Source organism: Pseudomonas sp. GM60, assembly GCF_000282415.1.
GTDB lineage: Bacteria > Pseudomonadota > Gammaproteobacteria > Pseudomonadales > Pseudomonadaceae > Aquipseudomonas > Aquipseudomonas migulae.
The window spans coordinates 78005-99867 of sequence record NZ_AKJI01000077.1 but is presented as its reverse complement, the minus strand read 5'-3'; the positions used below and the strand labels follow the sequence as shown (position 1 = coordinate 99867).

General features: G+C 61.5%; 20 protein-coding genes and 1 pseudogene. 11 read left to right on the top strand and 10 right to left on the bottom strand.

The window, feature by feature from the left end; translation table 11 throughout:
• The first annotated feature begins 3 nt into the window (after positions 1-3).
• From PMI32_RS10090 to cueR, 3 genes are all read left to right on the top strand, one after another.
• Complete coding sequence (locus PMI32_RS10090) at positions 4-387, top strand: hypothetical protein (RefSeq protein ID WP_008031317.1); 384 nt, start codon at positions 4-6, stop codon at positions 385-387.
• 190 nt (positions 388-577) lie between these two features.
• Positions 578-2971, top strand: a complete 2394-nt coding sequence (locus tag PMI32_RS10095; RefSeq protein WP_008031315.1) for a heavy metal translocating P-type ATPase — start codon at positions 578-580, stop codon at positions 2969-2971.
• Complete coding sequence (gene cueR / locus PMI32_RS10100; protein WP_008031313.1) at positions 2968-3381, top strand: Cu(I)-responsive transcriptional regulator; 414 nt, start codon at positions 2968-2970, stop codon at positions 3379-3381. Before PMI32_RS10095 ends, cueR begins: the two co-directional genes overlap by 4 nt.
• Here cueR and PMI32_RS10105 read toward each other — a convergent pair.
• Positions 3335-4552, bottom strand: coding sequence for an MFS transporter (locus tag PMI32_RS10105; protein WP_008031310.1), 1218 nt, complete (start codon positions 4550-4552; stop codon positions 3335-3337). The two genes, cueR and PMI32_RS10105, sit on opposite strands and share 47 nt — an antisense overlap.
• Before the next feature lie 154 nt (positions 4553-4706).
• Positions 4707-5600: a PA4780 family RIO1-like protein kinase gene (locus PMI32_RS10110; RefSeq protein ID WP_008031309.1), complete on the bottom strand. Its 894-nt coding sequence runs from the start codon at positions 5598-5600 to the stop codon at positions 4707-4709.
• Positions 5601-6044: 444 nt separating this feature from the next.
• Here PMI32_RS10110 and PMI32_RS31120 point away from each other — a divergent pair.
• A pseudogene (locus PMI32_RS31120) lies at positions 6045-7133 on the top strand (cache domain-containing protein); the annotation flags it as partial.
• Positions 7134-7223: 90 nt separating this feature from the next.
• A complete protein-coding gene (locus PMI32_RS31115; RefSeq protein ID WP_390959830.1) occupies positions 7224-7991 on the top strand; it encodes a methyl-accepting chemotaxis protein in 768 nt (255 codons plus the stop codon).
• A gap of 92 nt (positions 7992-8083) precedes the next feature.
• On the opposite strand, the gene PMI32_RS10120 is transcribed toward PMI32_RS31115, so the two are convergent.
• Together PMI32_RS10120 and PMI32_RS10125 are read right to left on the bottom strand one after the other, a co-directional pair.
• The gene (locus PMI32_RS10120) at positions 8084-8875 is read right to left on the bottom strand and encodes an AraC family transcriptional regulator (RefSeq protein WP_008031304.1); all 792 of its coding nucleotides are present in this window, start codon (positions 8873-8875) and stop codon (positions 8084-8086) included.
• 192 nt (positions 8876-9067) lie between these two features.
• The gene (locus PMI32_RS10125; RefSeq protein WP_008031302.1) at positions 9068-10345 is read right to left on the bottom strand and encodes an acetyl-CoA C-acetyltransferase; all 1278 of its coding nucleotides are present in this window, start codon (positions 10343-10345) and stop codon (positions 9068-9070) included.
• Positions 10346-10610: 265 nt separating this feature from the next.
• On the opposite strand from PMI32_RS10125, the gene PMI32_RS10130 reads away from it, so the two are divergent.
• The 4 genes from PMI32_RS10130 to PMI32_RS10140 all read left to right on the top strand — a co-directional run bounded on the left by PMI32_RS10130 (position 10611) and on the right by PMI32_RS10140 (position 15055).
• On the top strand, positions 10611-11963 hold the full coding sequence (locus PMI32_RS10130; RefSeq protein ID WP_008031300.1) for a 3-oxoacyl-ACP reductase: 1353 nt from the start codon (positions 10611-10613) through the stop codon (positions 11961-11963).
• Positions 11964-11965: 2 nt separating this feature from the next.
• Entirely contained in the window at positions 11966-12820 is an 855-nt protein-coding gene (locus PMI32_RS10135) for a MaoC family dehydratase (protein ID WP_008031298.1), read from the top strand.
• A 115-nt stretch (positions 12821-12935) separates the two neighbouring features.
• The gene (locus PMI32_RS30325) at positions 12936-13073 is read left to right on the top strand and encodes a hypothetical protein (protein WP_008031296.1); all 138 of its coding nucleotides are present in this window, start codon (positions 12936-12938) and stop codon (positions 13071-13073) included.
• On the top strand, positions 13070-15055 hold the full coding sequence (locus PMI32_RS10140) for a sensor histidine kinase (RefSeq protein ID WP_008031294.1): 1986 nt from the start codon (positions 13070-13072) through the stop codon (positions 15053-15055). The genes PMI32_RS30325 and PMI32_RS10140 overlap by 4 nt, the downstream gene beginning before the upstream one ends.
• A gap of 134 nt (positions 15056-15189) precedes the next feature.
• Here PMI32_RS10140 and PMI32_RS10145 read toward each other — a convergent pair whose 3' ends face one another.
• Genes PMI32_RS10145 through PMI32_RS10160 form a run of 4 tightly spaced genes read right to left on the bottom strand, consistent with a single transcriptional unit; the run spans position 15190 to position 17480 of the window.
• Positions 15190-15747 carry a DUF4136 domain-containing protein gene (locus PMI32_RS10145; protein WP_008031292.1) on the bottom strand — a complete coding sequence of 186 codons (558 nt, stop codon included), beginning with the start codon at positions 15745-15747 and terminating at the stop codon, positions 15190-15192.
• 54 nt (positions 15748-15801) lie between these two features.
• Positions 15802-16416, bottom strand: a complete 615-nt coding sequence (locus tag PMI32_RS10150) for a DUF4136 domain-containing protein (protein ID WP_008031290.1) — start codon at positions 16414-16416, stop codon at positions 15802-15804.
• A 12-nt stretch (positions 16417-16428) separates the two neighbouring features.
• A complete protein-coding gene (locus PMI32_RS10155; RefSeq protein ID WP_008031288.1) occupies positions 16429-17178 on the bottom strand; it encodes a methyltransferase domain-containing protein in 750 nt (249 codons plus the stop codon).
• Positions 17178-17480 carry a MazG-like family protein gene (locus tag PMI32_RS10160; protein WP_007951009.1) on the bottom strand — a complete coding sequence of 101 codons (303 nt, stop codon included), beginning with the start codon at positions 17478-17480 and terminating at the stop codon, positions 17178-17180. The genes PMI32_RS10155 and PMI32_RS10160 overlap by 1 nt, the downstream gene beginning before the upstream one ends.
• 242 nt (positions 17481-17722) lie before the next feature.
• Between PMI32_RS10160 and PMI32_RS10165 the strand changes: the two genes are divergently transcribed.
• Both PMI32_RS10165 and PMI32_RS10170 read left to right on the top strand, forming a co-directional pair.
• Complete coding sequence (locus tag PMI32_RS10165) at positions 17723-18016, top strand: hypothetical protein (RefSeq protein ID WP_008031285.1); 294 nt, start codon at positions 17723-17725, stop codon at positions 18014-18016.
• A gap of 178 nt (positions 18017-18194) precedes the next feature.
• A complete protein-coding gene (locus tag PMI32_RS10170) occupies positions 18195-19544 on the top strand; it encodes an MATE family efflux transporter (RefSeq protein WP_008031284.1) in 1350 nt (449 codons plus the stop codon).
• Here PMI32_RS10170 and PMI32_RS10175 read toward each other — a convergent pair.
• Both PMI32_RS10175 and PMI32_RS10180 read right to left on the bottom strand, forming a co-directional pair.
• Positions 19538-20323 (bottom strand): DUF4123 domain-containing protein, encoded by a 786-nt coding sequence (locus PMI32_RS10175; protein WP_008031282.1) that lies wholly within the window; start codon positions 20321-20323, stop codon positions 19538-19540. The genes PMI32_RS10170 and PMI32_RS10175 overlap by 7 nt on opposite strands.
• Complete coding sequence (locus tag PMI32_RS10180; RefSeq protein WP_008031280.1) at positions 20320-21636, bottom strand: contractile injection system protein, VgrG/Pvc8 family; 1317 nt, start codon at positions 21634-21636, stop codon at positions 20320-20322. The genes PMI32_RS10175 and PMI32_RS10180 overlap by 4 nt, the downstream gene beginning before the upstream one ends.
• Positions 21637-21863 lie beyond the last annotated feature (227 nt).

Below are 21863 nucleotides of genomic sequence, written 5' to 3'. Positions count from 1 at the left end.
GCCATGCGCTGGTCAGCTCTCAGCCTGTTTGGCTTCCTCAGCCTTTTCGCCGCCGTGCCCTCGGTCAATGCTGCCGGGGAGGATTATGGCGTATTGATCATTTCCCGCGAGCGCCTGGAAGTGTCGACCAACTGCGAAATCGGCGTGTACCTCCAGGATCAACTGTCGGCGCGGCTGTTTCAGGAACAAAGCACCTCGTTCAACCTGCCGCCAGGCAACGTTTCGCTGCGCCTGAAATTGCTGCCAGGCCAAGCGCCGGGCTGCAACCCAGGCATGCTGGCGCCGGGCTCGCAGAACATCAGCCTCAAGGCCGGGGATGTGTTGAAGTTCCGGATTGCGATGACGCAGGAAGGCATGTACCTCAAGCCGACAGCCCTCGACTACTGATCCACCACAATTTTGTAGGAGCGAGGCTTGCCCGCGAAGGCGGTATTTCAGACACATCCTTGTCGACTGATACGACGCCTTCGCGGGCAAGCCTCGCTCCTACAGAGGATCACCGCCCCAATCTTTGCGCTTGACCTTGCCAGCATGGCAAGGTTGATCCTGTAGGCATCTACTACAGGGAGTGCGACCGATGTCCGAATCCACCACGTTTGATCTGCCGATTGCCGGCATGACCTGCGCCAGTTGCGCCGGGCGTGTCGAGCGTGCCTTGAGCAAAGTCATCGGCGCCACGGCTGTCAGCGTCAACCTGGCCACCGAGCAGGCGCGGGTTCAAGCGCCCAGCGACAGCCTGCCGGCGTTGATGGACGCGGTGCAGCAGGCCGGTTACAGCGTGCCGCAGCAAAGTCTGGAGTTGAGCATCGATGGCATGACCTGCGCGTCCTGCGTCGGTCGGGTCGAACGGGCGCTGGCCAAAGTGCCCGGCGTCAAAAGCGTCAGCGTCAACCTGGCCAACGAACGTGCCCACCTCGAACTGCTCGGGCAGATCGATCCGCAAACCCTGATCGCGGCCGTGACCAAGGCGGGTTACAACGCCAGCGTCTGGGAAGTCGAACACCCGTCAACCGACACGCAACATCAGCGCCTGCACCGCGAACGCTGGGTGTTGATCATGGCCATCGCCCTCGCCTTGCCGCTGGTATTGCCAATGCTGCTGCAACCGTTCGGCGTGCACTGGATGCTCCCGGCGTGGGTGCAATTCGCCTTGGCCACGCCGGTGCAGTTCATCTTCGGCGCCCGTTTTTATGTGGCGGCATGGAAAGCCGTACGCGCCGGTGCTGGCAACATGGACTTGCTTGTCGCCCTCGGCACCAGCGCCGGTTATGGCTTGAGCCTCTACGAATGGGCCACCGCCGCCGGACGCATGCCGCACCTGTATTTCGAAGCGTCTGCGGTGGTGATCGCCTTGGTGCTGCTGGGCAAATACCTCGAAAGCCGCGCCAAACGCCAGACCGCCAGCGCCATCCGCGCCCTCGAAGCCTTGCGCCCCGAGCGGGCGATTCAAGTCATCGACGGTCGCGAACAGGACGTCGCCATCAGCGCCTTGCGCCTGAATGATCTGGTGCTGGTCAAACCCGGCGAACGTTTCCCGGTGGACGGCGAAGTGGTCGAAGGCCAAAGCCACGCCGACGAAGCGCTGATCAGCGGCGAAAGCCTGCCGGTGCCGAAACAACCCGGCGACAAGGTCACCGGCGGCGCCATCAACGGTGAAGGTCGCCTGTTGGTTCGCACCCAGGCCTTGGGTGCGGAAACCGTACTGGCGCGGATCATCCGCCTGGTCGAAGACGCGCAAGCGGCGAAAGCACCGATCCAGAAACTGGTGGATAAAGTCAGCCAGGTGTTTGTGCCGACGGTGCTGCTGATCGCACTGGCGACCCTGATCGGTTGGTGGCTATACGGCGCACCGATGGAAACCGCGCTGATCAATGCCGTCGCGGTATTGGTGATCGCCTGCCCTTGCGCCCTCGGTTTGGCCACGCCAACGGCGATCATGGCCGGCACCGGTGTGGCGGCGCGCCACGGGATTCTGATCAAGGACGCCGAAGCACTGGAACGTGCCCATGAAGTCAGCGCGGTGGTGTTCGACAAGACCGGCACGCTGACTTCGGGTGCACCGCGTATCGCCCATCTGAACGCCATCGACGGTGACGAAGCCGCCCTGCTGCAAATGGCCGGCGCGCTGCAACGCGGCAGTGAGCATCCATTGGCCAAGGCAGTTCTGGATGCGTGCGCCGAACGCGGTTTGACCGTGGCCGATGTCAGCGACAGCCAGTCCCTGACCGGGCGCGGCATTGCCGGCAACCTCGAGGGTCGGCGCCTGGCGCTGGGCAATCGTCGCCTGCTGGAAGAAAGCGGGTTGAGCGCGGGACCATTGGCCGACGCTGCTACCGCATGGGAAACCGAAGGCCGGACCCTGTCCTGGTTGATCGAGCAAAACCCCACGCCGACGGTGCTGGGTTTGTTCGCCTTCGGTGACACCCTCAAATCAGGCGCGCTGCAAGCGGTGCAACAACTCAGCGCCCGCCACATCAGCAGCCACTTGCTGACCGGCGACAATCGCGGCAGCGCCAAAGTGGTCGCCGAGGCGTTGGGCATCACCGACGTGCACGCCGAAGTACTGCCGGCCGACAAAGCCGCCACCGTCGCCGAACTGAAAAAGACCGGCGTGGTAGCGATGGTCGGCGACGGCATCAACGACGCCCCGGCCCTGGCCGCCGCCGACATCGGCATTGCCATGGGTGGCGGCACCGACGTCGCCATGCACGCAGCCGGGATCACCCTGATGCGCGGCGATCCTCGACTGGTGCCGGCAGCGCTGGACATCAGCCGCAAGACCTACGCGAAGATTCGTCAGAACCTGTTTTGGGCCTTCGTTTATAACCTGATCGGCATTCCGCTGGCCGCATTCGGTTTCCTCAACCCGGTGTTGGCCGGCGCGGCGATGGCGTTGTCGAGCGTCAGCGTGGTGAGCAATGCGTTACTGTTGAAAACCTGGAAACCCAAGGATCTGGAGGACAACCGATGAACATCGGCCAAGCAGCCCGCCAAAGTGGCCTGAGCGCGAAGATGATCCGTTATTACGAGTCCATCGGCTTGCTCAAGGCGGCTCATCGCACCGACAGCGGTTACCGGGTTTACGGCGCTGACGACTTGCACACGCTGGCCTTTATCAAGCGTTCGCGGGATTTGGGGTTTTCCCTGGAAGAGGTCGGCAAACTGCTGACCCTCTGGCAGGACCGCCAACGAGCCAGCGCCGATGTGAAAGCGCTGGCTCGTCAGCACATCGACGAGCTGAACCAGAAAATCCTCGAACTCGGTCAGTTGCGCGACACGTTGCAGGACCTGGTCGAGCACTGCCAGGGCGATCACCGCCCGGACTGCCCGATCCTCAAAAATCTTGAGTCGGGTTGCTGCGCCGTACCCGCTCACCCCTGATCGCGAGCACCTTCACCATCAACAAGGTGGTGAGGGGAATGCCGTGGAACAACAACACCACCGCGCCGGGCGTCCACCATGAATAAAACGGCGCGGCGATCAGCATGCCAATGCCGAACCCGGTCATTTGCAGCAACGTCAGAAAGCTGAAAATCGGCAGGCGCAGGTTGTCCGGTTCACGTTGCAGACGCGACATCAGGCCGACTTCCGAGAAGCCGTCGCCCAGCCCTGCCGGCAGTGAGAACAGCAATAAACCGTAGAGCGTTTGCTGCTGGAACATCAGGATGAAGCCGCAGGACATCAGCAACACGCCGAAGAAAAACCGTCGCTCCAGGTTCACGTTGTCCGAGCCTTTCAGGCGACTGGCAATCCGTGCGCCGATCAATTTTCCACTGGCCCAGACCGCCAGCATCAGGCCCAACGTGGTGCTGGCCGATTCGGGTGTCAGCAGTTTTGAAATGATCGGCAAACCGACGTTGTGTGCAGCGCTGCCCAGAGTGTCGGCCATGGTGACCGCGAGCATCGCGGCCACCACCGGTGTGGTGCGCAGCCCTTGGCGCAGCGCTGACCATTCGCCTCGTTCATGATGGGGCCCGGCACTGGGAGACGGTCCGGCAAACCGCAGCGGCAGGATGAACAACGCGGCCAGCAGGTAAGTGACCACGTTCAGCGCAAAGACTGTTTCAAAGCCGAACGCCGCCACCAACAGGCCGGCCACCAGACTTCCGCCGACCATCGCCGCCGACGATGCGGAGGTGATCCAGGCGTTGGTCTTGAGCAACTGCTCGCCATCGATCAAGTGCGGCAACTGGCTGTTGAGGCCGATGGCGAACAATGAATTGCCCAAGCCCAGGCCAAAAGCGATCACCGGCAGCAAAAGCGCTTGCTGGCTGACTGGCAACACCAGCAGCAAACCCAGCAATCCGGCGCGCAGCAGGTCGAACGCGATCAACGGCAAGCGCCCGGCCCAGCGGCGATAAAAACTCGTGCCGATCAGGCTGGCGAAAATCCCTCCCCCCACGCGACTGGCGAGGAAGATACCGACACTCATGGCGCTGTTGCTGAGCAGGTAGACGTAGGTGGCCAGGGCGACCATGTTGAGGAACGCGCCGAAGTCCGAGACCAGACGGGCGGCAATGATCAGTCGGGCATTGCGGGTGGAGGTGTTCACATTCAGTCCTTGAGTGTGGTGGTCAACACAATCCTTGTAGGAGCCAGCTTGCTGGCGAAGGCGTCTTCAAGGTCGCCATCGCCAGCAAGCTGGCTCCTACAGGGATTGTGGTGTTACAAAAAACCCGGCCGAAGCCGGGTTTTTCGTCAACCGATCACTGCATCCACGGTGGAGGCGGTTCTTCGGTTTTGCTCGGTGGCGCATCATCTGCTGCGCGTATCGCTTGTTTGCGTTCTTCATCCAGGCGTGCTGCCTCGATTTCGCGTATGACCCCGCCAACGTCGGCCAACTCTTCCGGTTCGTCGAACTCGCCGGTCAAGACACTGGCCGGGTGCAAGGTGCCGGCTTCGTACAAGGCCCACATTTCCTTGGCGTATTTGGTCTTTTTCAACTCCGGGGCAAACCGCCCGAAGTAGGACGCCATGTTGCCCACGTCGCGCTCCAGCATGCTGAACGCGTGGTTGTTGCCCGCCGCGTCGACCGCTTGCGGCAAGTCGATGATGACCGGGCCGGTCGGCGTCAACAGTACGTTGAACTCGGACAGGTCACCGTGCACCAGGCCGGTACACAACATCAGCACGATCTGCGAAATCAGGAACGCGTGATATTCGCGCGCCTGGTCCGGCTCCAGCACCACGTCGTTCAGACGCGGCGCGGCATCGCCGTACTCGTCGGCCACCAGTTCCATCAGCAGCACACCTTCAAGGAAGTCGTAAGGCTGAGGAACCCGCACACCCGCACCGGCCAGACGGAACAGCGCCGCTACTTCGGCGTTCTGCCAGGCATCTTCGGTTTCTTTCTTGCCGAACTTGGAGCCCTTGGCCATCGCCCGAGCCTGACGGCTGTTGCGTACCTTGCGACCTTCCTGGTACTCGGACGCCTGGCGGAAACTGCGTTTATTCGCCTCCTTGTAGACCTTCGCGCAACGCAACTCGTTGCCGCAGCGCACCACATAAACAGCTGCTTCTTTACCACTCATGAGTGGGCGCAGCACCTCGTCGACCAGACCGTCCTCGATCAGGGGTTCAATGCGTTTTGGAGTCTTCATCAGCTTTTATTGTGGGTCCTTTATTACCAAACACGCGAAAGTCATTCGTTATACGGCAATCCACTCATTCGGGGGAGGGGTTACCGACCTATGAACGTTGCGGATGCACACAATGTGCCGAAAAAACCCGGCAAACCCGCCGATGCTCATCGACCGCCAAGGATCATAGCCGAGCCGGCAGCACTTGTTGGAGAAGGGATGCGAGGGGATTTGCGACAGAATCCGACATACCGGTCCCTACCGTTCGCAAGATTTTTTTCAACAGCCCTCAATTTCCTCCTTTAGCAGCCGAAGTCATCTGTAACAAAGTGAATTGTCCGACGATCGTTCCGACAGAAAACGATGGCGTGCCCAAGGGATCGGGTTCAACAAAACGTTTACGGCTGCCAATAATTCCGCGAGTCATCTGCACTGCGTGGGCCTACAAGAAAATCTGGAGCGCGGATGAACATCAAACAGAAGTTGACGTGGGCGTTTGCAATCATCGCCTGCCTGCCCGTGGTGCTGGTCGCCACCCTCGTTGTGTTGAACTTGCGCAGTGATGCCAAGGACGAGTTCGTCGACAACAGCGGTCGTGAAATCCGTCAGGTCAGCAATGCCATGCAACTGTTTTTCGACGGCATCAGCCAGAACGTCGAATACCTGGCCAAGCAACCGCTGATCACGAACTCCGACGACAGCCTCAAGACCTACATGAAGGCCGACGCCGCCAGCGTTCCCCAAGGCGAGGCGGACAAAAAAGTCTTCGGCTTCCTGCAGGACCTGGGCAACGCCCATCCGTCCTACGCCTACGCGATCCTCGGCACTGCGGCCGGTGGTTATGTGTCGTGGCCGGACGATGCCAAGCTGGCCAACTACGACCCGCGCCAGCGTCCGTGGTACAAGGCGGCCCAGGCCAAACCGGGCAAGCCGTTCCGTACCGAGGCCTATTACTGGGCCGAAAATGATACGTCCTACGTCAGCACCGTACGCACCATCGACAACAAGCTGGGCACCAACGGCGGCGTGGTCAGCATCGACGTGTCGCTCAAACAGCTCACCGAACTGGTTAAACAGATCAAGCTCGGCGAAACCGGCTACCTGATGCTGCTGGAAAACTCCGGCACCGTACTGGTCGATCCGAAACAACCGGAACACAACTTCAAGGCACTGGGCAGCCTCGGCGAGGGTTATGCGCAACTGGCCAAGGCCGGTAAAGGCCTGGTCGAAGTCGAGCTCAATGGCGAGCGCTACATGGCTAACGTCTGGCCTTCCGAGCAATTGGGTTGGACCTTCATCGGCCTGATCAAACAAAGCGATGTGATGAGCACCGCGACCCAACTGACCTGGTTGATCGCAATCATCGCCGCCGTGCTGGCCGTGGTCTTCGCCATTGTCGGCGCCAGTTTCGCCAGCGTCATCGTGCGTCCGATCCGCAGTGTGGCCGATGGCCTGGAAGGCATTGCCCAAGGTGAAGGCGACCTGACCAAGAACCTGCAAATCCGTGGCAGCGACGAAACCGCGCAACTGGCCAACTGGTTCAACCAGTTCCTGGCGGCGATTCGCAACCTGATTCAAAGCATCGGCGGCGCCGCGACCAAAATCCTCGCCACCTCCAAGAGCTCGACCCAGGTCTCCAGCGACATGGCCGAAGCGGCCGGACGCCAGCGTGAAGCCGTGGACATGGTGTCGACCGCGTTCCACGAAATGGTCGCCACCGCCAACGAAGTCGCGCGCTCGTGCAGCCAGGCGGCCGAGTCGGCCGACAGTGGCCAGCGCCAGGCACGCGAAGGTCAGCAACAGATTGATGCCGCCGTGACCAGCGTTGATCGCCTGAGCCAGGAAATCGAACAGTCGGCACAGTCGATGCAACAACTTGAGCGCGACAGCAATGACATTCAGTCGATTCTCGGGACTATCCGTTCAATCGCCGAACAGACCAACCTGCTGGCGTTGAACGCTGCCATCGAGGCAGCACGGGCCGGTGAACAAGGTCGCGGTTTTGCGGTGGTGGCGGACGAAGTGCGGGCCTTGGCCAAGCGCACCGCCGACTCCACAGCGGAAATCGACGGCCTGCTTGGCAACCTCGCCAAGCGCACCAGCCAGGTGACTCAGCAGATGCATGCGAGCCTGGAAGTGTCGCAGCAGTCGGTGACTCGCATCGGTGAAGCCCGCAGCAGCTTCGGGCAGATCCGTGAATCGGTGGACGTGATCCGCGACATGAACACCCAGATCGCCACGGCGGCTGAACAGCAGCATCAGGTGGCCGAAGACATCAATCGACACATCAGCCAGATTCATGGTGATGCGCAGTTGGTGGCAGAACTGGCGAACTCGGCGCGGTTGGATTCGCAGAGCCTGGCCGGGTTGTCGAATGAGCTGGATGGGTTGGTTCGCCGTTTCCGTACCTGACGGCGACCGCTTCGCGGTCGATCGCTGGCAAGCCAGCTCCTACAGGATTTGCGTGATCCCTTGTAGGAGCTGGCTTGCCAGTGATGGCGGCCTCACTGCCGAAACAACTCTCCAGGCGTAAACCCGAACAACCCTCTAAACGCCGCAATAAACGCCGACGTCGAGTCATACCCGCACGCCAACGCCGCATTCGTCACGCTGTCCCCCGCCTCCAGCAAATTCAACGACGACAGCAGCCGCATCCGCTGCCGCCAGCCACGAAAACTCAACCCGGTTTCACGCTGGAACAAGCGCATCAGGGTCTTCTCCGACGTACCCAATCGTTGTGCCCATTCCTGCAAGGTCACGTTGTGTTCCGGGTTTTCGATCAATTCGTTGCACAAACCCAGCAAGCGTTCATGGCGCGGCAGGGGCAGCGAGAAACCGACCTCCGGCAAATTCGCCAGTTGATCCAGCAGCACATTCACCAGCCGCGCCTCCGGGCTGTCGCCCTGTGGATATTCCACCGGCAGCGCACAAAAACTCTTGATCAGCTCCCGGGCCAGCGGCGTCACTTCCAACACCCGGCAACGCCCGTCCGCCCATTGGCAATCCTCGCGACGCACGTAAAGGCTGCGCATTTCGGCGCGCATCGAGGTCACGACCTGATGCTCAAGATCCGCCGGAATCCAGATCCCCCACTGCGGCGGCGCAAAAAAACTGCCCTCGGCGGTGTGCACACCGAGGACGCCGCTGATGGCGTAGGAGAATTGCACCCAGTCGTGGCGGTGAGACGGCGTCCATGAACCGGCGTTGAGGCTTTCGGCGCGTGCGTACAACGGACGCGGCAACACGGTCAGGGCCGGGATGGTCCGTTCGAGGGATTGTTGTCCGTTAGTCGGCATTGACTGGCCTTGTGTCGCGGGATTGCTGATGAGGCGACGTTAGGCCATGTCACTCATCTATTCAATATCGGTGACCCCCTGTGGGAGCGAGCCTGCTCGCGATGGCGGCGTGTCAGTTAACAAATTTGCCGACTGACACACTGCTATCGCGAGCAGGCTCACTCCTACAGGTTCGGTGTACACCCCAGCGAATCAGCGTTCGATGATTGCGGTGACACCATGCCCGCCCGCCGCACAAATCGAGATCAGCCCCCGGCCCTTTCCGGCGGCGTCGAGCAGCTTGGCCAGATTGGCGACAATGCGCCCGCCCGTCGCTGCAAACGGATGCCCTGCCGCCAGTGAACTGCCTTTGACGTTGAGCCGGCTGCGGTCGATGGAGCCCAGTGGCGCGTCGAGGCCGAGACGGGTTTTGCAGTACTCGGGATCTTCCCAGGCCTTCAAGGTGCAGAGCACTTGTGCGGCGAAGGCTTCGTGGATTTCGTAGTAATCGAAGTCCTGCAAGGTCAGGCCATTGCGCGCCAGCAAACGCGGCACCGCGTAAACCGGCGCCATCAACAGCCCTTCGGCACCGTTGACGAAATCCACCGCCGCCGCCTCGCCATCGCGCAAATACGCAAGGATCGGCAAGCCGCGTTCCTTCGCCCATTCTTCACTGCCCAGCAGCACCAGCGACGCGCCGTCGGTGAGCGGCGTCGAGTTGCCGGCGGTCAGCGTGCCTTTGGCGCTTTTCTCGAACGCCGGTTTCAGCGACGCGAGTTTTTCCAGGGTCAGGTCCGGGCGCAGGTTGTTGTCGCGGGTCAGGCCGAAGAACGGCGTCATCAGGTCGTTGTGCCAGCCTTCGGTGTAGGAGGCCGCCATTTTCTGATGACTTTCCAGCGCCAGTTGATCCTGCTCGGCGCGCGCAATGTTCCAGGTCTGCGCCATCAGTTCGCAGTGTTCGCCCATCGACAGGCCGGTGCGGGGTTCGCCGTTGCGCGGAAATTCAGGGACGAGATGACCCGGTCGAAGCTGCAAAAAGGTTTTCAGCTTGTCGGCCGTGGTCTTGGCGCGGTTGGCTTGCAGGAGGATTTTGCGCAAACCTTCGTTGATGCCGATGGGCGCGTCGGACGTGGTGTCGACGCCGCCGGCAATGCCGCATTCGATCTGGCCCAGGGCGATTTTATTCGCCACCAGCAACGCCGCTTCCAGCCCGGTGCCGCACGCTTGCTGAATGTCATAGGCCGGCGTGGTCGGCGACAGCCGCGAGCCGAGCACGCATTCGCGGGTCAGGTTGAAGTCCCGGGAATGCTTGAGCACCGCGCCCGCCGCCACTTCACCCATGCGCAGGCCGTGCAGGTTGAAACGTTCGATCAGGCCTTCGAGTGCGGCGGTAAGCATCGCCTGGTTACTCGCGGTGGCGTACGGCCCGTTGGAGCGTGCGAAGGGAATCCGGTTACCGCCGATGATCGCGACGCGGCGCAGCTGAGTCATGAAAAAGCTCCTGATGAAAATCCAAATACCAACACCAACCCCTGTAGGAGCCAGCTTGCTGGCGATAGCGTCCGTTCAGGCAATGAAGGTGTCGACTGGACGGACGCCATCGCCGGCAAGCCGGCTCCTACAGGGATTGCATCGCTACAAAATCCCGGGATAAAACCAATCTGCAATGTCCAAGCGTAGGCCTTATCTCGTGGATCGAACGACTGATTGCCATTCGTGGTCCACACTTTGAACCCCAGCTGCTGGAGCGCGTTCCATGTCTGACCGCTATATCGACTTCGCCAATTCATCCATCGGCCATCGTCTGGTCGGGGCCTTGGGGCTGCCGTCGCCGGTTCGGCTGGGACGCTGGCAGGCGGGCCGGCTACGACCTGTCGAGGGGGCGCTACTGATCGGCGGCGGGCCGCTGGCGGAAAAAGTCAGCGCCTTCGCCAACCGCCTGACCGATGCGATTTACAGCTACGGCAGCGAACCTTCGATCGCCACCGCCTGGATTCCCGGCCACGGCCCGAAACTCAAGGCGGTGGTGTTCGACGCCAGTCATCTGGTGCAAACCGATCAGCTCAAGCAACTGCGCGAGTTCTTTCAGCCGCTGATGAAAAACCTCGATCACTGTGCGCACCTGGTCATTCTCGGGCGCACGCCGCAGACGTTGAGCGATCCGTTTGCCGCCAGCGCCCAGCAAGCCCTGGAAGGCTTCAGTCGTTCGCTGGCCAAGGAACTGCGCAGTGGCGGCACCTTGCAACTGATCCACGTCGGCGAAGGTGCCGAGGATCAACTGGAAGGCCCGCTGCGGTTTTTCCTTTCGCCCAAAAGTGCGTTCGTCTCCGGGCAAGTGATTCACCTGAACCCCTGCGCCACGCCAGTGACGGACTGGACGCGTCCGTTGTCGGGACGCAAGGCGCTGGTCACCGGCGCGGCGCGCGGCATCGGTGCATCGATTGCCGAAACCCTGGCCCGTGACGGCGCCGACGTGATCCTGCTCGACGTGCCACCGGCGAAAACCGATCTCGACGCCCTCGCCGCACGCCTCGGCGGACGCAGCATCACCCTGGACATCTGCGCCGAAGACGCCGCCACGCAGTTGATCGAGCAGTTGCCTGACGGCGTCGATATCGTGGTGCACAACGCCGGCATCACCCGCGATAAAACCCTGGCCAACATGACCCCGGAATTCTGGGATGCGGTGCTCGCGGTCAATCTCAATGCACCGCAAGTGTTGACCAAGGCTCTGCTCGACAGCGGCACCTTGCACGATAACGGCCGGGTGATTCTGCTGGCGTCCATCAGCGGCATCGCCGGCAATCGCGGGCAAACCAATTACGCGGCGAGCAAGGCGGGTTTGATCGGTCTGGCCCAAGCCTGGGCGCCGTTGCTCAATGAGCGGGGCATCAGCATCAACGCGGTGGCTCCGGGGTTCATCGAGACGCAAATGACCGCACACATTCCCTTCGGCTTGCGTGAGGCCGGCCGGCGCATGAGTTCGCTGGGCCAGGGCGGCCTGCCGCAAGACGTTGCCGAAGCGGTGGCCTGGCTGGCGCAACCTGGCACCGGCGCGTTCACCGGGCAAGCGCTGCGGGTCTGTGGGCAAAGTGTCTTGGGGGCTTAGTGATGATCACCGATTGGCACACACTCAACCGCGAACCGAGCCTGCCTGGGTTGTATGTGCAGGCTGCTACGCGCCGCAAGATCACCGGCACCACGCTGCCCGATGCGGGTTTGCGTTGCTGGGTCGATGTTGACCCAAAACGCCTGGCGGCCTATCGCAACGTCTGCGGGTTTGCCGACAACGGTTTGTTGCCGCCGACTTATCCACACATCCTGGCGTTCGCGCTGCAGATGCAACTGCTGACCGCCAGGGATTTTCCGTTTCCGCTGCTGGGGTTGATTCACCTGAGCAACCGCATTCGCGTCTTGCGGCCCATGGGCGGCGTGAACCGCGCGCGCATCAGCGTGCAGGTGCAGAATCTGCAACCCCATGCGAAGGGGGCGACGTTCGAGCTGCTGACAACACTCGATGATCAGTTGGGGCCGTTGTGGGAGGCTGAAAGCCGGATGCTCTGTCGCGGGGTCAAACTCGAAGGCGAACCGGCCGAGGAAGTGCTGGCCCCGACGTTGCCGTTGAGCGAAGTCACCCGTTGGCAAGCGCCAGCGGACATCGGTCGGCAATATGCCAAAGTGTCCGGCGACTACAACCCGATTCACCTGAGTGCGGTGAGCGCCAAACTGTTCGGCTTCCCGACGGCCATTGCCCATGGGTTATGGAACAAGGCGCGAACGCTGGCTGCGCTTGCCGATCATTTGCCCACGGCAAACGTCGAGATTGCCGTGCAGTTTCGCAAACCGGTACGCCTGCCCGGCGAGGTGACACTGCTCGCCAGTGCGGCGGGGTCCAGTGGTGATTTTCAGTTGCTGGGTGCCGGGGATCTGGAGCACATGGCCGGACATTGGCGACCGGTTGCCTGATCGTTCGCATCAGCCAGATCAGCAGGACAAAGCACTGTATCGGGTAAAAAACGTCCGTTTTGGCTGAATGATTCTATGCTGACATTACATAGTGATAGTCAGGGTAGACGCACTCATGAAAACAAACCTCCCCCGCAAGCAAAAAAGTGCCGTAGCCACCACGGATCGGAGCCGGCAACTGGACAGGATTCCCGCCGCGCTGTATTTCGATGCCGCCACCGACGCCATCGCCCGTTCGAGCGTGCAATTTTGAGTTCCGGGGACAAGCTGTTCGGGCGCTTGCTCAACCGCAATCCGCCGCCACCGGAAATCCCCAAGGCCCTGAGCACGCCAGGTGTCGGCTTACAGATGCGCCTGGACGCCGAAGGCCGGGTCATTCATCTGACTGGCCCGCTGCGCCATGGCCTGGCCCAGCAGCACCCCGCCGCGCAGGCGCCGCTTCTACACGATTACCTCATGCCGCACAGCAGCCTCGCCGTCCAAGGCACACCGGCCGACTGGCAAGGACAAAGTCTGGATCTGGACTTTTTCAGCCTCAGCGGGCAACCCTTGCACCTGCGCGGCTGGGTGCAGCCGTTGGCCGATGCCTGGCTGTTGCAGTTACTGGACATCGGCGATTTGTTGTACGAACGCCGGCAAGCGCGCAGCCGAGAACTCTGCCAGTTGCTCGCGACACAGATCGGTGATCAGTTGCGCCTGTGCAGCCTGGCGCGCCTGCCCGACGTACTGCTGGAACAACTGCAACATCTGGCGCGGCGTTTTCAAATCCCGTGCATGGCCGTGGCGTTGCTGGATGAACAGGAAGACGGTTGGCAGATCCATCAACATTACGCGGCCTTTGATGCGCCCCGGCTGTGGCAAAACGGTCAACGCCTGGGCACCGGGCTCGACAGTTTGAACGGCTCCGCCCCGCAGCATTTGACCCTCGGCGAGCACCCGCGCCTGCACAGCCTCTTCGGTAATGCCGAAGGGCTTGCGGTGCCTTACCACGATGCGCAAGGCGTGGTCGCGTGGTTGCTCTGTGGTTTTTACCCGGTGCAACAACGTGCACCCGACGTCGGAGAGCGCGACTGGTTGCAGCTCGCCGCCGCGCTCGCCGGGCCATTGCTGGAGCGTTTGCGCGAGCATCAGCACCATCTGCAACTGGAGCGACTGGAATCGCTGCAAGCCTTGCTCGGCAGCGGATGGTGGGAAATTTTCAGCGACAGCGCCGAGGTGCAATTGGCGTCGTCGCTGGCCAACACACTGAACCTGATCAGCACACGCATGCCGCTGCACGCCTGGCTCGAGCAGGTCCACCCTGCCGACCGCAAAGCGCTGCGCAGTCGCCTGCAAGACTTGCAGGACGACGGCACACCTTTATTGCTCTGCGTGCGCCTGCATCACCCCGACACGCCGACCTGGTATCGCCTGCAAGGCCAAGCCATGGGCGTCGGCAAAGATCGGCGGCTGGTGGGTTTCATGCTCGACATCAGCGACATCAAAAACCAGCAACAGGACGCCGCGACGGCCCAGAGCGCGAAAATGGCCACCCTTGGTGAAATGGCCACGGGCCTGGCGCATGAAATCAGCCAGCCGCTGAACGTGATGCGTCTGGCCATCGTCAACGTGCTCAAGCGCCTGGACAGCGGTGAAGTGCAGGTCGACTACCTGATCGACAAACTCAACCGCATCGATGCCCAGGTCCAGCGTGCGGCGCGGGTGGTGGATCACATGCGGGTGTTCGGCCGCCGCTCGGAGGCCGGGCAGCATCCCTTCAATCCGGTTGACGCCATCGGGGGCACGCTGTCGCTGCTGGCCGAGGAGTTGCGAGGCAAAGACGTCGAGCTCAGGGTCAGCGAGACCGGTTTCCAGGTTCAGGTGCGTGGCAATGTCGATCAGCTGGAACAGGTGCTGATTAACCTGATGGTCAACGCGCGGGATGCATTGCTGAGCAAATGCGAAACGGATGGGGATTTCAAACCGTGGATTTCGCTGCACACCGAACGTGACGAGCATTCAGTGCGACTGTGGGTCGAGGACAACGGGGGCGGTATCGATCCGCAGTTGCTGGAGCGGATTTTCGAACCGTTTTTCACCACTAAACCGGTGGGTGTGGGTACGGGGCTGGGGTTGTCGGTGAGCGTTGGCATCGTCGAGAACATGGGGGGAACACTGCGCGCGAGCAACTCGGCCGAAGGCGCTCGGTTCTGTATCGAGTTGCCGATTGCCGTGGAAGATCGTGTCACCCGATAGGCTTTGCCTTTCTGGCCAGGCAAATAAAAACCTGTAGGAGCCGGCTTGCCGGCGATGGCGATGCCAAATTCAACATAGATGTTGAGTGTTGAACCGCCATCGCCGGCAAGCCGGCTCCTACAGGGTCACTGTGTTTATTTGGGTGGGTAATTGGCGAGGATCCGCCCGACCGTCTCACGTATCGCGGTGCTGCGGTCCGACGGGTTCGGCGTGCGGCTGAGGATTTGTTCGTCACTGCCGCGCCACACCAGTTTGCCGTCCTTGCCGTCGAGCAGGTCGATCTGGATGATCGCCACTTTGTAGCTGATGTTGCGGGTTTCGTTGTACATCGGCCCGCCCCAGTAGCCATTCCACGGGTTACCCCAAGCGCCGCCGTAGTTGGTGGTCACTTGTTGCTGACGGTCTTCGACGATCAGGTAGGTTTGCACACTCACATCGCCCTTTTTGCCCGCAGCGGCCGGACGCAGGCCACGCTGGTCCAGCTGATCGGCCACCGATTGGCGGATGCGCTGTTCGGTCAGGTCGCTCTTGATCCGTGGGTCATCGGGGCGATATTGCAGGGCGGGGTCTTTCCAGCTCCAGCTGCGATAGGCGGCAAAATCGCGGCTGGCGTCGAAGTCATGATTGACCTGGTTGGCGGCGCAGGCTGTCAGGAGCGCGGCCACTGCCAGTAAAACGAGACGGCGGAACATGATGATTCTCCGATTGAAGACATGAACCTGTGAAACGCTTCTTTTTTACAGAAGCTAACTAGGAGGATACGCCGACATGGCCTTTTCTACAGCCTCCCGAATGGCATCGGCGCGTGCACTCTGACTGCCCTTGTTGCTGGTTTCGGCGCTCGAACTCCAGACGGATTGACCGCTTTGAGCATCGAACATGTCCACCTGCACCACCACGACCTGTTCCGAATAGGTGCGAACGATCGGCACCGTGTTGTACATGCCATAACCGCTGCCGTAGCGGTTGTACCCGCCATACCCGCCGCCGTAGTAACCGTAGTCGTCCTGAACCTGCCGCAAGCGGGTTTCCAGATGCAGATTGGCGCTGACGAACAGGTCCGCCGGACGATTGTCGTGCAGCGGGCGCAAGCCGCGCTGATCAAGGGCGTTGCTCACGGCTTCGGCGACTTGCGCCGAGTCCGCCCACGCCGAACCCGGCGGCAGTTGCCCATTGAGCCAGGCCCAACTGCGGTAGCGGCCATAGTCACGCGGCGGGGCCGGATAGGCACTGCGGTCGAACGTGTTGGCGGCCTCGGGCGGTGCCGGCGGCAAAGGGTTGGACGTCGCCACATAAGGGTTGCTGCCCTGGCAGGCAGCCAATCCCAGACAGATCACCAATAACCCGGTACGACGTTTCATTTCGCGCTCCGATCAGACCGGCCGACAGATCCAGTGCAGGTAGCGCCCAAGACCGGCAAAACTTGGATGACGCCGGTGGGCCAGTTCCATTTCGAGCAAGTCCACCAGTTCGGCGCGAGCCTGAAACTCCACTGGCATGTAGTCGTGAAAAACACGCACCCCGCTCTGGGTTTCGACCTGCCACAGACCTTCAAGTTGCACCGCCAATTCACGCGGATCAAGGGGCTGTTGCGGCGTCAGGCTCTGCTTTTCGCCGGCCATGTCGTTCTTGCGCATTTTGCGGAAGTGGCCCTTGAGCAGGTTGCGGTAGATCAGTGCATCGCGGTTGTAAAACGCCAGGGACAACCAGCCGTCCGGCTTCGTCAACTGATGCAGCACCGGCAGAATCGCGTGGGGTTCGGCCAGCCATTCCAGTACGGCATGGCACAGCACCAGGTCGTAGGGTTCGGTGAGCTGACCGAGCAGGTCCTGCCACGGCGCCTGAATAAAAGTGGCCGTCTGGCCTGCATCGGCAAAGCGCTGGCGCGCCCCTTCAAGCATGGGTTCGGCAGGTTCGGCCAGTGTCACGTCATGCCCGCGCTGGGCCAGCCACAACGACATGTGGCCCAGGCCGGCGCCGATGTCGAGTACGCGCAAGGGGCGGTCCGGCAGGGTTTCCGCCAGGTCGGCCTGAAGCACCGCCAGACGGATCGCACCCTTGGCGCCACCGTAAATCTTTTCGGCGAAGCGGGTCGCCAGTTGATCGAAATGACGGTCGCTCATCAGCTGAACCTCCGTTCACTGTCCGCGAGTTTGCTGCGCACCACTTCATTCATGTCCAACCCCAACTCGCTGCACAGCAGCAGTAGATAGAGCACGATGTCGCCGACTTCCTGCCCGGCATGGGCGAGTTTGTCCGCCGGCAACTGGCGCGACTGGTCTTCGGTCAGCCACTGGAAGATCTCCACCAGCTCGGACATTTCCACGCTCGCGGCCATGGCCAGGTTTTTCGGGCTGTGAAATTGCCGCCAGTCATTGCGGTCACGGATGGCGTGCAGGCGTTCGGTCAGTTCAACAAGGTTCATCGGGCTCTCCTGAAGGCGTATAGCTTCGGGGGGATGGCCGGGGATGGCAAGTGGGTAGATTTATTGTGGGAGTGAGCCTGCTCGCGATAGCGGACTGGAGTTCAGCATTGATGTTGGCTGACTAACTGCTATCGCGAGCAGGCTCACTCCCACAGGTAAGATGCAGCCACTATGCTTGTGGGGAACTCCCCAGCGCGATCATTGGCCCAAGGCTCAACCACTTACATCAGGACGTTAACGACATGCAGGTAGACAGTTTTTTCGAATGGCTCGGCCAGGCGCTCGGCTCGGTCATCCGCTTTATCGTTGATGCCCTCAGCGGCCTGTTCAATCAGCTGAGCAACGCCGGCAGTAACTTCGTAGAAGGGTTGTCCAGCGCGCTGGGCATGGACACGTCGATCATCAGCATCATTGCGCTGATCCTGGGGCTGATGCTGTTGTGGTCGGCGATCCGGGCGTTCATGAATGCGTCGATCATCATGGGGATCATCTGGTTGCTGCTGGGGTTGTGGTTGCTTAGCTGGATAATCCACTAGAGCAAACCTCAATCAAATGTGGGAGCGGCGGTGCGACGATTCGACTTGCTCGCGAAGGCGGTGGGGCAGTGAACACTTGTATCGACTGGCACTCCGCCTTCGCGAGCAAGCCCGCTCCCACATTGATCGCGGCAAATTCGGATGTATCGCTACAATGCCCGCTCCTCAAGGAGCCTGCATGTCCAACCTGATTGCCGACTGGCGCGACCGCCCGACCCATCGCCGGGTCTGGGCGCTCGCCGCGCCCATGATTCTTTCGAACATTTCCGTGCCGCTGGTGGCGCTGGTCGACAGTACGGTGATCGGTCACTTGCCCCACGCCCATCAGTTGGGCGCCGTCGCGGTCGGGGCCAGTCTGTACACGTTTCTCGCCTGGGCCATGGGCTTTCTGCGCATGGGTTCCACCGGGTTTGCCGCCCAGGCCGCCGGACGCGGGGATGGCGCGGCGTTGCGGCAGATCCTGTTACAAGGCCTGTTGCTGGCCATGGGGCTGGCCATTGCCTTGGGTGCGCTGGGCATTCCGTTGAGCGGTGTCGCGCTGCACTTCATGCAACCTTCGGCGGAACTGGATCAACTCACCCGCGAGTTCTTCCACACGCGATTGTTCGGTCTGCCTGCGGCGCTGGCCAGTTACGCGTTGGTCGGCTGGTTCCTCGGCACGCAAAACGCCCGGGCGCCGCTGGCGATTTTGCTGAGCACCAACCTGGTCAACATTGCGCTGAACCTGTGGTTCGTCCTCGGCCTGGAATGGGGCGTGGTCGGTGCGGCCCGGGCCTCGGTGATCGCCGAATGGACCGGCGCGCTGATCGGCCTGCTGATGACCCGCAAGGCACTGCGCGCCTACCCCGGTCACATCGCCTGGGCCGCGTTGGCGCTGTGGCAGAGTTGGCGACCGCTCCTGGCCGTGAACCGCGACATCTTCATCCGCAGCCTGTTGCTGCAATCGGTGTTTTTCCTCATCACCGTACAAGGTGCGCGGCTGGGTGACGCCACGGTCGCCGCCAACGCTTTGCTGCTCAATGGTTTGCTGCTGACGGCCCACGCGCTCGACGGGTTGGCCCATGCCGTGGAAGCGCTGTGCGGGCACGCGATTGGCGCCCGCGACCGGGACGCCCTGCGCCGTTCATTGGTCGTCGCATGCGGATGGTCGCTGTTGGCGAGCCTGGGGTTTGCCGTGCTGTTCCTGTTTGCCGGGCACTTGTTCATCGAGATGCAGACCGACATTCAGAACGTACGCGACACGGCGTTCATCTACCTGCCCTACCTCGCCGCCCTGCCATTGATCGCGGTCTGGAGCTACTTGCTCGACGGGCTGTTCATCGGCGCGACCCGCGCTCGGGAGATGCGCAACGGCATGCTGTTGACCGTGATCCTGCTGCTGCCATTTGCCTGGGCGCTGCAAGGTTTGGGCAACCACGGGCTGTGGATAACTTTTCTGTTGTTCATGGTGTTGCGCAGCGCGACCCTCGGCACAATCGCCTGGGTGCTGCGCAACAACGATGGCTGGTTCGCGGGCCGGGCTCATTGAGGCTGATTGTTCTGCCAGCATTTGCGCAGGCTATCGAGACGCTCCTGCTGCGTAAGCCCCGACAACGGCTGCACCAGCGAAGCTCGGGGGTTCTGCAGGCGCAGCCATAACCAGCCATCAAGCACCGGCCGCTCACTGAAACCCAGCGCCAGCCCTTCCTGCACATGAGCCCACAGACGGCTGAAATCGGCCCCGATAGATTGGCTCCAGTGCCAGGCATGCTGCTCCAGCAGGCAGGTTTGCAGGGTTTCACGCTGTCGAGAGCTGAGGTTTTCTTCGACCGCCAGAGGGCTGACGGCGAGCCCCGGGTTGAGCAACTGCTGCCAGCCCTCGCTGCCGATCGCGCGATCGGCCCAGGACCCGCCGAACCAGTGCAACTGGCTGATCGGACCCAACCAACGACTCAGTTCCCGGGCATCACAGGCATCGAAAAAGTAACTGGCGGTGTTCGGGTTGTAATAACTCAACAGGGCCCGATGGTGCAGCCCGCAAGAGACGATGAGCATGCGGCGCAAATGCTCCAGCAACTGCGATGACGGCACCTCGCTAACGATCAGCAAGCCACGCCAGACCTGCGTTTGGCTGTAGCACAACTCGGCCAGTGCCGGGCACGTTCGAAGGTCGATGAGTACCGGGCCATCTTCGCACAGCGCCTGCAGTTCGGTGCCCTCGAACAACCAGAACCACTGGGCCTGCGCGAACGCCTGATGTAGTGTTGCGCTCGCTTGAGCTGCACTCGGGACATCCAGCAACAGCCATTGCGGGGTTGCGCCAATCATGCCGCACCGCTCTGGCCAAACAGCGTCGCCGCCCGACAGGTGCAAAGCGCCTGCGGGCAGTGACTGAAGCTGCCGCCGCCGGGCAACAGACACAGCAACACCAAGGGCTCGCCCGAGCGCAGGAGTTCCAGCAAGCCGTCATGGGGTGATCCATCCTCAGGCGGGCTTGGCTCCTCAACCTCTTCGAGCGACGACGGCGCGTGAAGAAACCCGCAAATCAGCGGCTGATCCGGATCGCCCTCGATAAAGCTCACCACCACTTCGGTCCCTTCGCTCAGCGGCGAGGCGGTCGGCCCTTCCAGCTCAGCCGCCAACGGCAGCCAACAATGACTGGGCGTCGCGCCTTCACCCTGATAGAGCCAGTCAAACTGCACAGCAATCGGTCTGGAAGGATCGGGCCGTGGCTCATCGACGTCGACCACCCAGGCTCGTTGCAGGCTGTGCATCCGTGGTTTCACCGCGCAATGCGGCGAGACGAAAGGCAACTCCCAGTGAATCGCGCGGATCTGGTTGCTGTACGGGGCCAATGGATCCTGACTGCCCTGATGGTCGACATGGGTCAGCAACCACAAATGATTCCAATCGGCGACCGGATGGCCAGACAAGGGCATCAACTGACCGCTGCGCAGCGCCGGCAGGTCCGTGCAACCTTCGGCACTTTGCGCGGTGCGTTGCTCTGCCTGAAGCTGAAACCGGCGCACCGCAGGAGAAGCTTGCCCGACCGCGAACACCGCGTTTTCGCCGAGACGAAAATGCCCGTGGCCGTCACCGAATACCACGCAATGCCCATCGCTCTGATGCTCGAAATGGTAGTGAAGGCGTTCCTGAGCACAAAGACGCTGGAGAAACTGCAGATCCGATTCCCGATACTGCGTGCAGAAATCACGGGACGGGTAATCGCCAGTCAATTCGAAGCGTCGGTCCTTGCCGGTAATGCCGTGTTCCTTGAGCACCTGGCTGAGGATCTCGGGCACCGACAGCGCGCTGAAAATCCGCTGGCTGAAACGCTGAGACAGGCACGTAAGCTTCGGCCCCAGACGCACGTGGCAAAGCCTGACGCTCGGACCATGGTCACGCTGGACCAGTTCATGCAGTTGGCCAAGGAAAGCACTGCCCTCTGGCCCGAAATGCAAAACGGCCGGACGGTACAGCAGGCTTGCAAGGTCCAGCATCGGGTCATCGATCAGCAGATCCACATCGAACACAAAGGGCTCGCTGATCGCTTCTCTACCGGTAAAGGCCAGGACTTCGAAAGGGTCGGGCAGACCGGCTACATCCAGACGAAATGAAGGTTCGTTGACTGGATCGAACATCGGCGATTCTCTACAGGAGGGGCGGCCGGGGATTCTCGCCGAGAGACATGGCCGAGAGACATGGCCGAGTAGAGTGCCGAAGTACAACTTAGGAAATGGCCTACGCGAAAAGAAGACCATATGGCTTTGATAGCCGGGAGTGTGGGACGTTTCGCTTGAAAACAGAGAACCGCCGCACCAGGTCATCCGAAATTTCCGCAGCGTGCGGAACATTTTCAGACAACCTG

Bases quoted from the DNA above. Each gene is read 5' to 3' on its own strand.
- PMI32_RS10145 (WP_008031292.1), bottom strand. From the start codon at position 15,747: ATGTTCCGCCGTCTCGTTTTACTGGCAGTGGCCGCGCTCCTGACAGCC.
- PMI32_RS10125 (WP_008031302.1), bottom strand. From the start codon at position 10,345: ATGACTCAGCTGCGCCGCGTCGCGATCATCGGCGGTAACCGGATTCCC.
- PMI32_RS10155 (WP_008031288.1), bottom strand. From the start codon at position 17,178: ATGAGCGACCGTCATTTCGATCAACTGGCGACCCGCTTCGCCGAAAAG.
- PMI32_RS10175 (WP_008031282.1), bottom strand. From the start codon at position 20,323: ATGATTGGCGCAACCCCGCAATGGCTGTTGCTGGATGTCCCGAGTGCA.
- cueR (WP_008031313.1), top strand. From the start codon at position 2,968: ATGAACATCGGCCAAGCAGCCCGCCAAAGTGGCCTGAGCGCGAAGATG.
- PMI32_RS10090 (WP_008031317.1), top strand. From the start codon at position 4: ATGCGCTGGTCAGCTCTCAGCCTGTTTGGCTTCCTCAGCCTTTTCGCC.
- PMI32_RS10150 (WP_008031290.1), bottom strand. From the start codon at position 16,416: ATGAAACGTCGTACCGGGTTATTGGTGATCTGTCTGGGATTGGCTGCC.
- PMI32_RS10170 (WP_008031284.1), top strand. From the start codon at position 18,195: ATGTCCAACCTGATTGCCGACTGGCGCGACCGCCCGACCCATCGCCGG.
- PMI32_RS10110 (WP_008031309.1), bottom strand. From the start codon at position 5,600: ATGAAGACTCCAAAACGCATTGAACCCCTGATCGAGGACGGTCTGGTC.
- PMI32_RS10120 (WP_008031304.1), bottom strand. From the start codon at position 8,875: ATGCCGACTAACGGACAACAATCCCTCGAACGGACCATCCCGGCCCTG.
- PMI32_RS10130 (WP_008031300.1), top strand. From the start codon at position 10,611: ATGTCTGACCGCTATATCGACTTCGCCAATTCATCCATCGGCCATCGT.
- PMI32_RS10160 (WP_007951009.1), bottom strand. From the start codon at position 17,480: ATGAACCTTGTTGAACTGACCGAACGCCTGCACGCCATCCGTGACCGC.
- PMI32_RS31115 (WP_390959830.1), top strand. From the start codon at position 7,224: ATGGCCGAAGCGGCCGGACGCCAGCGTGAAGCCGTGGACATGGTGTCG.
- PMI32_RS10165 (WP_008031285.1), top strand. From the start codon at position 17,723: ATGCAGGTAGACAGTTTTTTCGAATGGCTCGGCCAGGCGCTCGGCTCG.
- PMI32_RS10095 (WP_008031315.1), top strand. From the start codon at position 578: ATGTCCGAATCCACCACGTTTGATCTGCCGATTGCCGGCATGACCTGC.
- PMI32_RS10180 (WP_008031280.1), bottom strand. From the start codon at position 21,636: ATGTTCGATCCAGTCAACGAACCTTCATTTCGTCTGGATGTAGCCGGT.
- PMI32_RS30325 (WP_008031296.1), top strand. From the start codon at position 12,936: ATGAAAACAAACCTCCCCCGCAAGCAAAAAAGTGCCGTAGCCACCACG.
- PMI32_RS10135 (WP_008031298.1), top strand. From the start codon at position 11,966: ATGATCACCGATTGGCACACACTCAACCGCGAACCGAGCCTGCCTGGG.